Origin of the sequence: Flavobacterium notoginsengisoli, assembly GCF_042686225.1 — a bacterium.
Classification (GTDB): Bacteria; Bacteroidota; Bacteroidia; order Flavobacteriales; family Flavobacteriaceae; genus Flavobacterium; species Flavobacterium notoginsengisoli.
Genome location: NZ_JBHUOT010000003.1, coordinates 297,493 through 309,099 on the forward strand (window position 1 = coordinate 297,493; position 11,607 = coordinate 309,099).

General features: G+C 37.5%; 9 protein-coding genes. 4 read left to right on the forward strand and 5 right to left on the reverse strand.

Going from position 1 to position 11,607, the window contains the following annotated elements:
* Positions 1 to 40: 40 nt before the first annotated feature.
* From bioA to ACFS3A_RS09180, 5 genes are read right to left on the reverse strand one after another with little or no spacing between them, the layout of a single operon-like run.
* Complete coding sequence (bioA, locus tag ACFS3A_RS09160) at positions 41 to 1,321, reverse strand: adenosylmethionine--8-amino-7-oxononanoate transaminase (protein WP_379825102.1); 1,281 nt, start codon at positions 1,319 to 1,321, stop codon at positions 41 to 43.
* The gene (bioB, locus tag ACFS3A_RS09165; RefSeq protein WP_379825103.1) at positions 1,306 to 2,295 is read right to left on the reverse strand and encodes a biotin synthase BioB; all 990 of its coding nucleotides are present in this window, start codon (positions 2,293 to 2,295) and stop codon (positions 1,306 to 1,308) included. The genes bioA and bioB overlap by 16 nt, the downstream gene beginning before the upstream one ends.
* On the reverse strand, positions 2,240 to 2,926 hold the full coding sequence (gene bioD / locus ACFS3A_RS09170; protein ID WP_379825104.1) for a dethiobiotin synthase: 687 nt from the start codon (positions 2,924 to 2,926) through the stop codon (positions 2,240 to 2,242). The genes bioB and bioD overlap by 56 nt, the downstream gene beginning before the upstream one ends.
* Positions 2,923 to 4,038 carry an aminotransferase class I/II-fold pyridoxal phosphate-dependent enzyme gene (locus tag ACFS3A_RS09175; RefSeq protein WP_379825105.1) on the reverse strand — a complete coding sequence of 372 codons (1,116 nt, stop codon included), beginning with the start codon at positions 4,036 to 4,038 and terminating at the stop codon, positions 2,923 to 2,925. The genes bioD and ACFS3A_RS09175 overlap by 4 nt, the downstream gene beginning before the upstream one ends.
* A 1-nt stretch (position 4,039) precedes the next feature.
* Positions 4,040 to 4,639: a hypothetical protein gene (locus ACFS3A_RS09180; RefSeq protein WP_379825338.1), complete on the reverse strand. Its 600-nt coding sequence runs from the start codon at positions 4,637 to 4,639 to the stop codon at positions 4,040 to 4,042.
* A gap of 505 nt (positions 4,640 to 5,144) precedes the next feature.
* On the opposite strand from ACFS3A_RS09180, the gene ACFS3A_RS09185 reads away from it, so the two are divergent.
* The 4 genes from ACFS3A_RS09185 to ACFS3A_RS09200 all read left to right on the forward strand — a co-directional run bounded on the left by ACFS3A_RS09185 (position 5,145) and on the right by ACFS3A_RS09200 (position 11,586).
* Positions 5,145 to 6,665 carry an aminotransferase class V-fold PLP-dependent enzyme gene (locus tag ACFS3A_RS09185; RefSeq protein WP_379825106.1) on the forward strand — a complete coding sequence of 507 codons (1,521 nt, stop codon included), beginning with the start codon at positions 5,145 to 5,147 and terminating at the stop codon, positions 6,663 to 6,665.
* Positions 6,666 to 6,697: 32 nt separating this feature from the next.
* Positions 6,698 to 7,636 carry a thioredoxin-disulfide reductase gene (gene trxB / locus ACFS3A_RS09190; protein WP_379825107.1) on the forward strand — a complete coding sequence of 313 codons (939 nt, stop codon included), beginning with the start codon at positions 6,698 to 6,700 and terminating at the stop codon, positions 7,634 to 7,636.
* Positions 7,637 to 8,185: 549 nt separating this feature from the next.
* Positions 8,186 to 10,966, forward strand: coding sequence for a pyruvate, phosphate dikinase (gene ppdK / locus ACFS3A_RS09195; protein ID WP_379825109.1), 2,781 nt, complete (start codon positions 8,186 to 8,188; stop codon positions 10,964 to 10,966).
* A 62-nt stretch (positions 10,967 to 11,028) separates the two neighbouring features.
* On the forward strand, positions 11,029 to 11,586 hold the full coding sequence (locus ACFS3A_RS09200) for a Crp/Fnr family transcriptional regulator (protein WP_379825110.1): 558 nt from the start codon (positions 11,029 to 11,031) through the stop codon (positions 11,584 to 11,586).
* The last annotated feature ends 21 nt before the right edge of the window (positions 11,587 to 11,607 follow it).

An 11,607-nucleotide genomic window follows, 5' to 3' on the forward strand; every position in this document is an offset into this window, starting at 1 on the left:
TCAGGGACGTTGTCTAAATAATAAAACAAAAGCCATTGAATCAATGGCTTTGTAAAGAATCCAGCATTTTTTTTATGGTGCTGTAAATGTAATGCAGATCGTCATTGGAGATGCAGTAGGGAGGAACTAAATAGATGATATTTCCCAATGGACGCAAAAGAATCCCTTCATTTAAAAAATGAGAATAAAGATGGGCATATTGGTTATTGAAATAAGAACTTTTATTAGCTGTCTGTAATTCAATTGCCAGTATAGTTCCCTGTTGTCTTGTTTCTTTTATTTTTGGATGTCCATCTAAATCCGCGGCAAACTTTTCATGTTCTTTGCTGATTCTCTGAATGTTCAGTTGAGTTTGGGCACTTAAAAGCAGTTCCAGACTTGCCAGTGCAGCAGTGCATGCTGAAGGATTAGCAGTAAAGGAATGTCCGTGAAATAAGGTTTTATAAGGATCGTCAGAATAGAAAGCTTCATATATAGCCTCGCTGCAAGTTGTTATTCCTAAAGGGAAAAAACCTCCTGTAAGTCCTTTAGAAAAGCACATAATATCGGGTTGTTCTGTAAGATAGTCGGCAGCAAACAGTCGTCCTGTTCTTCCAAAACCTGTAAAAATCTCATCCTGAATCATCAGGATTCCGTTGGAGCGACAGTGTTGCATGAGTCGGCTTAAGTTTTCGGGTTCATGCATCAGCATTCCTGCAGCTCCTTGAACCAAAGGTTCGTATATAAAACAAGCCAGTTCATCAATATGCTTTTCAATAACAGCTTTAGTATCATCAAAGTTCTCTTTTGTGGGAGTTTCAATATAAATTACTTCAAAAAGTAATTCTTTAAAAGGTTCCGTCCATTTACTCCGACTGCTGACCGACATAGCTCCGAAAGTATCTCCATGGTACCCATTTTTAAAGGCGAGAATTTTTGTCTTTTTTAATCCGTTGTTGCAGGCATACTGAACGCACATTTTCAAAGCCGCTTCCACTGCAGTAGAACCATTATCGGTATAAAAAACTTTCTGCTGATTTGCTGGCAGCAGACCCAAAAGCTTTTCGGAAAGTTCAACAGCGGGCTGATGCGTAAAGCCGGCAAAAATCACTTGTTCTAAAACTAACAGTTGTTCAGCAACTTTTTTCGCTATAAAAGGATTTGAATGTCCATGTAGCGTTACCCACCAGGAGGATACGGCGTCAATGTAACGTTTGCCTTCAGTATCATATAAATAAGCGCCTTCACCTCGTAGGATCGGTATAATGTCATCCGCTGTTTTCATTTGGGTGTAAGGATGCCAGTTCACTTTTTTATCGCGTTCTTTTAAACTATTGTGCATGCTTTTTTATTTTCTTTAGTCATAGGTTTAAGACCAAGGTTTTGAAACATCTGCATGTCTTCGCTTACTCCTGGATTTGGTGTTACCAGAAGAGTTTCACGCTCGCCTGTAAAAATAGAATTGGCTCCTGCCATAAAACACCAGGCTTGTTCTTCTTCGGTCATTTCTATGCGTCCAGCGCTGAGACGTACTATGGAAGCGGGCATGATAATTCGGGCTGTGGCAATCATTCTTACCATATCCCAAACTGGTACTTTCGGATTATTTTCTAAAGGCGTTCCTTTTACTCTGGCCAGGGCATTTACAGGAACAGATTCCGGATGACTAGGCATAGTTGCTAAGGTTAACAGCATGGAAACACGATCGGCCGAAGTTTCTCCCAAGCCGATGATACCGCCTGAACAGACTGTAATTCCTGCTTTTCTAACATTGTTGATGGTGTCAATACGCTGGTCGAACTTTCGCGTGCTGATTATTTCATCGTAATAACTTTCTGAAGTATCCAGATTGTGGTTGTAAGCATGAAGTCCCGCTTCTTGGAGGCGAACTGCTTGTTCTTCGGTAAGCATTCCTAAAGTGCAACATACTTCCAAACCTAGATCGTTAACGCCTTTTACCATATCAATTACACGGTCAAAATCTTTATTATTTCGAACTTCTCGCCAAGCCGCCGCCATGCAGAAACGTGATGAGCCACTTTCTTTTGCTTTTTGTGCATGTTCAATTACTGTTTGAGTTGGCAATAGCGCCTGAACTTTTATATCGGTATGATAGCGTGCCGCTTGTCCACAGTAGGAACAGTCTTCTGGGCAGCCTCCGGTTTTTACAGAAAGTAGTGTACATACCTGTACTTCTGAAGATTTGTGCCATTCGCGGTGCACAGTAGCAGCCTGATAAACCAGTTCTAATAAAGGCTGGTCATAAATAGCTTGAATTTCGTTTTTGGTCCAGTCGTGTCTTACTTGTTTGTTCATTTTTTTTATGATTTAGGATTTTTATTTGTTTTGCGGCTTTTTGAATTGAAGCTGGTTCTAAAACTGTTATATCAGGCAGTTGTAAAATTGGGATACCTGTAGGTAAAAATGCAGTGATTACGCGTTGGGCATCTGGATCAAAAACTCCGTTAAAAACAAAACAGCAAAGCGGTATGTTTTCTGCCTGCAGTGCTTTAAGTGTCAGTAGAGTATGATTGATGCATCCTAAATAGTCTCTGGCTATGAGGACTATAGGAATTGAAAAATGACGAATAAGATCACTCATTAATACAGTGTCCGATAGAGGTACAAAAAGTCCGCCTGCTCCTTCAACGATCAGAGGATTATTGGTTTGTGGCAGCGTAAAATCTTCCAGCTTTAGGTTTAACTGTTCTTCAGCTGCTGATTTATGCGGAGAAGCGGCAAGTTTTAAGCGATAACGTTCGGTATGGATTTTCAGATTTTTGCTAATCATCTGCTCAACAAGTATACTGTCAGATTGATCCAGATCTCCAGACTGAATAGGTTTCCAATAATCAGCCTGAAGATATTCTGCCAGTACAGCAGAACAGATGGTTTTACCGATTCCGGTGCCAATTCCGGTTACAAAAAACTGTTTAGGTAATTTCATGTTTTTAAGCTGGTTTTTAGTGATTCAATAAGCAGTTCAACTTCAGCAGAAGTATTAAAAGCATGAAGACAGATGCGCAATCGCTCACTACCCGGTTTTACTGTTGGTGTAACAGCGGCAAAAGTCAGGAGCTGTTTTTCTTCCAGTTCTTTTTGCAATGCTTTTACAGCCGAATTATCGGGTACGAGAATAGTCTGTATAGGACTGCTTGTCGATGAAGTAGAAGTGAATCCAGCATTTTTAAATTGATTGATACGTTGCTGTAGGATTTGAGACAATTCAGGATGGTGTGCTATAAATTCGTAACCTTTCTGTATGCTTATAGCATGCCAGTCGTTTAAAGCAGTGGTGTAGATAAAAGGAGCGGCATAGTTAACCAAATAGTCAATCATAGACTGGCTTCCTAAAACAGCAGCGCCATGAAGGCCCATTGCTTTGCCATAAGTAACTACTGCAGCAAATATTTTATTTTGCATTTTTTTATGAGCAATTAATCCATAGCCAAAAACACCAAAAGCATGAGCTTCATCTACAATCAATGCAGCTTCATATTGCTCCGCTAATGAGGCAAGGTCTTCTAAAGGAGCAAAATCACCATCCATAGAATACAGGCTTTCCACTGCAATAAAAATCCTTCCTGATGCATTTTTCAACTGTTGTTCCAGATGTTGAAGATCATTATGTCTGAATTTATAGCATCGGGCAGTAGATAAACGTGCTCCGTCACGTACAGAACGGTGGATAAATTCATCCATCAGCAAAGTATCACCACGCTGTGGTATACTGGAAAATAGAGCGAGATTCGCCATGAAGCCGGAAGGGAAAAGAAGAGCGGCTTCAGTATTATGCTGCATTGTAATGAATTTTTCTGTCTGCATTGTATATTCAGAATTACCACTGATAAGCCTTGAACCTGTGGCTCCCATTATCAAGGCAGGTTCTGTATTTAAAGTCTCAATAAGTAAAGATTGAAACTCTGAATTGCAGGCTAATCCCAGATAATCGTTTGAATAAAAATCAACTCCTTTTTTAGGAGATTTTAAACGCCTCAGGATATCTAATTCAGAACGTTGCGTTAAGCTTTTCAGGAAGTGTTCTTCTATTTGAAACATCTTAAACTTCTTTTTTAATTTGCTGCATCCAGTTTTCAAACAATATTTCTTCGAATTTTATGACGGCAAGTGCATGTTTTTCCCAATCAGTATTAAAATGCGTTAACTGGTTGATCATCTCCTCTAAGTGACCTTCCTCTTCAACGATAATTGATTTTACCATTACAGGATGTTTAACTGAGGTTAAGCTATTCTGGTAAATCGGATATAATATATCGGCGCGCAACTCAATTGCATAAGTAACAAATAAATAAGCAGCATATCTGAGCTGTTCTCCCTGAAGTTGCAGCTGTTTTTTTAAGTAACGGGAGCATTGTATATCCAGAGCGTGTAAATAGTATCGGGTTGCTTTTGCAGCTAGAAGTTCATTATCAGTGTAGGTGTAACAGTTTTGAGGATCAATCTTTAAAATCTGTTTTTTTAAGTAGTAAGCATGACGGTGTTCTTCTGCTGCGTGCTTCAATTGAATGATGTCAACATGAGAAGGATGCTCACAGGCTGATATTTTACGTGCCCCTGCATTTTCCATAAATGACAAAGTATTGAGCCATTTAATATGAATAGTATTGTTTTTGACAATATTTTGAATTGTTTCTTCCATACTTTTAATTTTTGAATCAAAAGTATCGTCTTCTCCGGTAATCAAAATATACCGCTTTTTATATTTTGAGTGGTCCGGTTAAAATGATTTCTAAAAGGAGTTTTTATAAATAAGGAATATTTTTTTTAGAATTCTATAAGAAGCCCTTTAGTTTAAAGGGAAAAGACTCTTTTCATGTTTCTTTAATCTGAAGCGGTTTGATGAAACAATTAAGTTTGCAGCATATAATTTAAAGGACTATGATTTTGACTGCCTTCATGAAAATAATATGTAGAAATTACAAAAGAGTTGTTTGTAAGTGATATCTGTATGTAAGTGGTTGAAATGTAATTGAATAATATTAATTGAACTGTGACAAAAAACACAAAGACTATAAATGAGATATTTTACTTTCGCATTTTAACAACCAAAAAACTTTTGAATTAATGAAAACTTGATTTTTAAAATTGTAGCTAATCCTTTTAGATTAGAGATTTTAAGGATTAAAAACAAAAACATCAAATAAATGAAATTAGAAGATAGATATACAGCAGATAATTTAGGATTCTCAAAAAGAGTAGAGAATCTGGAATCTTATTTCAGTGCATTTCGTGAAGGAATTGTTGGAATAGGACAGAGTTTTGAATCTCCATACGGGGTTCAAGAGATTATTTATGCAGATTGGACAGCCAGCGGAAGATTATATCAACCAATTGAAGAAAAATTGCTCAATGAAGTTGGTCCTTATGTAGCCAATACTCATACAGAAACTGCTATTACGGGCTCTGTAATGACTCATGCTTACCATGATGCGAGACAGATTATCAAAGAGCATGTAAATGCATCATCAGATGATATATTGATTACTGAAGGAACCGGAATGACGGGTGCGATTAATAAATTCCAGCGAATTTTAGGACTAAAAGTCAATGAAAATTTAAAAAAGCATACCAAAATTCCTGAGGAATTAAGACCTATTATTTTTGTTTCGCATATGGAACATCATTCCAATCAGACTTCCTGGCTTGAAACTATAGCAAGAGTAGAGGTTATTCCTGCAGATTCAAACGGTGTTCCATCTTTGGAAGGTCTTGAAAATTTGCTTAAGAATTATAAAGACACACCTATAAAAATAGCTGCAATAACAGGTTGTTCGAATGTAACAGGCATACGAACAAATTATCATGCGATAGCCGGAATAATGCATAAAAATGGAGGGCTTTGTTTTGTAGATTTTGCCTGTTCAGCTCCTTACACAGATATTGATATGCATCCCGAAAAAGAAGAAGAGTATTTAGATGCGATTACTTTTTCGCCTCATAAATTTCTTGGAGGTCCAGGTTCCTGCGGTGTATTGATTTTTAATAAAAAATTATATAAGAATCTGGTTCCCGACAATCCTGGAGGAGGTACTGTATCGTATACCAATCCATGGGGAGACCGTGATTATATTGATGATATAGAAACTCGTGAAGATGGCGGTACACCAGGATTTCTCCAGACGATTAGAACAGCTATGGCTATTAGACTGAAAGAGCAGATGGGGACTGAGAATATTTTACAAAGAGAGCACGAACTGAATTCAATTATTTTTGAAAGACTTTCCAAAATAGAAAACCTGCAGCTGTTGGCGCCAAACAATACAGAACGTCTTGGGGTATTTTCTTTTTATATTGAAGACTTGCATTATAATTTAATAGTCAGGCTTCTAAATGACCGTTTCGGTATCCAAACCAGAGGAGGTTGTTCTTGTGCAGGGACTTACGGACATTATTTATTAAATGTAGATGTGTCTTTATCGAAATCAATCGAGCAGAAGATATTGGGCGGATGTTTAGCAGATCGACCAGGCTGGATTAGAATGTCAATCCATCCAACAATGACAAACAAAGAGACAGAATATATCTGTGATGCCATTGAAGCTGTATCGCAGAATGCTGCCCATTGGCAGAATGCTTATCGTTATGATAATAAAAAAAATGATTTTATTCATTTAGCAGGGGAACCAGCTGAAAAAGATATTATTAAAAATTGGTTTATTGTTTAAAGTTCTTTAACGAGCATTATAAAAGATAGAAAATGATTGAAAAAATTAAATGTCTGATTATAGGATCAGGTCCCGCAGGTTATACAGCAGCAATTTATGCAGCAAGAGCAAATATGAATCCGGTTTTATATCAGGGCATGCAGCCGGGAGGTCAGTTGACTACAACTAATGAAGTAGAAAATTTTCCTGGGTATGTTGATGGTATTACAGGACCGGAAATGATGATGCAGCTTCAGGAACAAGCAAAACGTTTTGGTGCCGATATTCGTGATGGCTGGGCTACAAAAGTTGATTTTTCAGGAGATATACATAAAGTCTGGATTAATGATTCTATCGAATTACACTGTGAAACGGTAATTATTTCGACAGGAGCTTCGGCTAAATATTTAGGATTACCTTCAGAACAGCATTATCTAAATATGGGTGGAGGAGTATCAGCCTGTGCGGTTTGTGACGGATTTTTCTATAGAAATCAGGATGTAGTAATTGTTGGAGCAGGAGATTCAGCCTGTGAAGAAGCACATTATTTATCAAAACTATGCAGTAAAGTAACGATGCTGGTAAGAAGTGATAAATTTAGAGCATCCAGAATAATGGAAGAACGAGTTCGTAAAACTCAAAACATTACTATTCTAATGAATCATGATACAATAGAAGTAGTGGGAGATAATCATGTCGTATTTGGTGTTAAGGCTCTTAATAAAACGACAGGAGAGGTTCTTGAAATTCCGGCAACTGGTTTTTTTGTCGCTATTGGTCATAAACCGAATACGGATATCTTTAAAGATTATATTAATCTGGATGAAACAGGATATATCATAAATACTCCGGGAACATCTCATACGAATGTTTCAGGTGTTTTTGTAGCCGGTGATGCTGCAGATCATGTTTATCGTCAGGCAATTACTGCTGCGGGAACAGGATGTATGGCAGCCTTGGATGCAGAGAGATATTTGGCGGCAAAAGAATAAGTGTAAATTAGGAATACCATTGTGTTAGCAAAATAATTGATTTTTAAAAATATATTGAATGAGGAACTGCTATCGCATTATTTAAAGCAATAAAATTTATCAGGAAGTGAGTCTGAGAAAAATTGTTGCGGCATTATGAATAAAGCGTTTTAAAAGTTCTATTGCATTCAGTGCTATAAATTTTGTTTAATATTTTATTTAAATTATTAGGATGAGAATAATTTCTAAAATGCCAGCTGCAAATAGAGGAGTGATTGCACTGGAGAGATTCCGTCTAACTTCGGAATCAGTTAAAAAAAACACAATGGTCAAAGAGCTATTGGTGCAGAGATTTTTATCAATGATTTTACGGTTTATAAGAGAACTGTTATTTCTTTGGAAGTACAGGAATTTTTGAAAATCCGAAAGTATAGTTCATGCAGTTCTTATTTAAGAATGCTGGATAGAAAAAAATATGAATTCAGTTCATATTTTTTTTAACCCTTTTTACTATATCGATTTCGTAATAATTAAAATCATTTAAAAACTACACACTAAATAACTTAAATTATGACTGACTTAAAAAAAACGGTATATACGTTTGGAAGTAAAAAAGCACAAGGAAATGCTCAGATGAAAGACCTTCTTGGAGGCAAAGGAGCAAACTTATGTGAGATGAATCTTCTAGGAATGCCGGTTCCTCCGGGATTTACAATAAGTACTGAAATGTGTTCGCTCTATTCTAACAGCGGACGTTCAGTAGTCTTGAATAGAATAAAACAGGAAGTAAAAACGGCTATGATCGAAATGGAAGGCCAAATGGGATGCCTGTTTGGCAGTAATTCGGAACCTCTTCTTGTTTCTGTTCGTTCCGGTTCGAGAGCTTCCATGCCTGGAATGATGGACACTATATTAAACTTAGGGCTGAATGATGAATCAGCAGAGGGATTAACCAACAAAACAGGAAATCCCCGTTTTGTATGGGATTCTTACCGCAGATTTGTTCAAATGTACAGTGAGGTTGTTATAGGTATTAAGCCTTTAAACAAAGATGATAAAAATCCTTTTGAAGAAATTATTGAGGAATTAAAAAAGGTAAAAAACGTAAAACAGGATCATGAATTTACAGTTGAAGATTTAAAAGAAATGGTTTATCTTTTTAAATCTATGGTCAAGAAAAATTCAGGAACAGATTTTCCTTCTGATCCATGGGAGCAGTTGTGGGGAGCAATCACAGCAGTTTTTGACAGCTGGATGAATGAAAGAGCTGTTTACTATCGTCAGTTAAATAATATTCCGGAAGATTGGGGAACAGCCGTAAATGTTCAGGCAATGGTATTTGGCAATATGGGAAAAAATTCGGCAACAGGTGTCGCTTTTACCCGTGATGCCAGTACAGGTACAAATATTTTCAACGGAGAATACTTAATCAATGCGCAGGGTGAAGATGTGGTGGCGGGTATCCGTACTCCTCAGCAGATTTCCTTGGAAGGTTCCAGAAAATGGGCCGATTCAGTTGGAATTTCTGAGGACGAACGCTTAGAAAAATTTCCTTCACTGGAAGAAACGATGCCTGAAATTTTCATAGAACTTCAGAATATTGGAGTAAGACTTGAAAATCATTACAAGGATATGCAGGATATTGAGTTTACTATTCAGGAGGGCCAGTTATGGATGTTGCAAACCAGAAATGGAAAACGTACCGGATCGGCCATGGTAAAAATGGCAGTAGATATGTATAATGGAGGACTTTTAACAGAAAAAGAAGCTTTGTTAAGAGTACAGCCTGAGAGACTTGATGAGTTGTTGCATCCTGTTTTTGAACGCAATAACCTCAATAAAGCAATTGTTTTAGGACAGGGACTTCCGGCATCACCGGGAGCGGCTTCAGGACAAATTGTATTTTTCGCGGAGGATGCTGTTAAATGGGCAGAAGAAGGAAAAACGGTTATTTTTGTCAGACTAGAAACTTCGCCGGAAGATTTAAAAGGCATGGTTGCAGCACAGGGCATTCTTACTGCCCGAGGCGGAATGACATCTCACGCAGCAGTTGTAGCCAGAGGGATGGGAAAATGCTGTGTATCAGGAGCAGAAACCTTAAAAATAAATTATAAGACTCGAAGTCTTAAATGTGGTGCTATTGAACTTCAGGAAGGAGACTGGATTTCGCTTGATGGTTCTACAGGAAAAATTTATAAGGGACAAATTGCTACTACTGCAGCTACATTAAGCGAGGATTTCGATACACTGATGAATATGGCAGATAATCATGCAAGAATGAAAGTCCGCACCAACGCTGATACACCTAAAGATGCCGAAGCTGCAAGACGTTTTGGAGCTCAGGGAATTGGATTGTGTCGCACAGAGCATATGTTTTTTGAGGGAGATAAAATAAAAGCAGTACGCGAAATGATTTTAGCAGAAGATAAAGCGGGGCGTGATGCCGCACTTGCTAAACTGCTTCCTATGCAGCGTCAGGATTTAGAAGGAATTCTTTGGGCTATGGAAGGACTGCCTGTTACCATTCGTCTATTAGATCCTCCTTTACATGAATTTGTTCCTCATGAAGTGGCAAGTCAAAGGGAAATGGCAGAAGAGATGGATATTTCACTTGCAATGCTTCAGGATAAAATAAGGACTATGCATGAGTCTAATCCAATGTTGGGACACAGAGGGTGCCGCTTAGGAAATACGTATCCGGAAATTTCAGAAATGCAGACAAGGGCCATTATAGAAGCAGCTCTGAATTTGAAAAAAGCAGCTATTAAAACTTTTCCGGAGATCATGATTCCTTTAACGGGAACTCCTGCAGAAATGGAAATGCAGAAAAAGATTGTCAATCAAACAGCAGAACAGGTTTTCCTGGAATACGGGGAACGCATCGATTATAAAGTGGGGACTATGATTGAGGTTCCTCGTGCTGCTCTTGTTGCCGATAAAATTGCCCATTGCGCTGAGTTTTTCTCTTTTGGGACTAATGATCTTACACAAATGACCTTTGGTTATTCAAGAGATGATGCCGGTAAATTTCTTCCGTTTTATCTTGAAAAAGGTATTTTAGAACATGATCCTTTTCAGGTGCTGGATCAAAAAGGTGTAGGAGAGCTTATGAAAATGGCTGTGGCTAAAGGTTTATCTGAAAGACCTGATCTCAAATTAGGAATCTGCGGAGAACATGGGGGAGATCCGTCTTCTATAGAATTCTGTCATAATATTGGGATGGATTATGTAAGCTGTTCTCCTTTTCGAGTTCCTATTGCTCGACTTGCAGCAGCTCAGGCAGCAATTAAAGATTATGAGAGCAATAAATTGAAATCTCTCAAAAACCTTGAAATGCTGTCAGTATTATAATGCGGTTTATTTAAAGCAGTATCAGGCAGCTCATTATTTAGGGAATATTAATTAGAAATCAAATGCAGGAAATAGTAAAGCAACATATCAATAAGATAGTACAAATATCGCATGAAGAGTTTGAAGAAATTGAAACCTTTTTTTATAAAGAACACTACAAGAAAGGCAGTTATCTGGTTGAGGCTGGAAAACTGGCAACTTATGAATTTTACATAACAAAAGGCCTGGTAGCTTCTTCTTTTCTAAATGAATATGGGAAAAACAGTATTCTGCATTTCGCTGCTGAAAACCAATGGATATCAGATATAGAGTCTTTTAATACCGGCGCTCAAACCAGAATAAATATAAAATGTCTCGAAGACACCGAGGTATACAGGATTTCATATCAGGATAAAGAAAAGCTTTGCGCTGTTTCAAAAAAGATGGAATATTTTTTTCGAAAAAAAAGTAATGATACCTGTATTATGCTTCAAAACAGAATCATGATTTTTATGTATACCAATTCAAAAGACAGGTATGATAAATTTATGGCTTTACACCCATCGATTTTTTTAAGAGTTCCGAAGTTGCTTTTGGCTTCTTTTTTAGGCGTGACAGAAAGAACTTTAAGTGTAATCTAACCTAAATTAGAATTTTTATTG

Bases quoted from the DNA above. Each gene is read 5' to 3' on its own strand.
- bioA (WP_379825102.1), bottom strand. From the start codon at position 1,321: ATGCACAATAGTTTAAAAGAACGCGATAAAAAAGTGAACTGGCATCCT.
- bioB (WP_379825103.1), bottom strand. From the start codon at position 2,295: ATGAACAAACAAGTAAGACACGACTGGACCAAAAACGAAATTCAAGCT.
- bioD (WP_379825104.1), bottom strand. From the start codon at position 2,926: ATGAAATTACCTAAACAGTTTTTTGTAACCGGAATTGGCACCGGAATC.
- ACFS3A_RS09175 (WP_379825105.1), bottom strand. From the start codon at position 4,038: ATGTTTCAAATAGAAGAACACTTCCTGAAAAGCTTAACGCAACGTTCT.
- ACFS3A_RS09180 (WP_379825338.1), bottom strand. From the start codon at position 4,639: ATGGAAGAAACAATTCAAAATATTGTCAAAAACAATACTATTCATATT.
- ACFS3A_RS09185 (WP_379825106.1), top strand. From the start codon at position 5,145: ATGAAATTAGAAGATAGATATACAGCAGATAATTTAGGATTCTCAAAA.
- trxB (WP_379825107.1), top strand. From the start codon at position 6,698: ATGATTGAAAAAATTAAATGTCTGATTATAGGATCAGGTCCCGCAGGT.
- ppdK (WP_379825109.1), top strand. From the start codon at position 8,186: ATGACTGACTTAAAAAAAACGGTATATACGTTTGGAAGTAAAAAAGCA.
- ACFS3A_RS09200 (WP_379825110.1), top strand. From the start codon at position 11,029: ATGCAGGAAATAGTAAAGCAACATATCAATAAGATAGTACAAATATCG.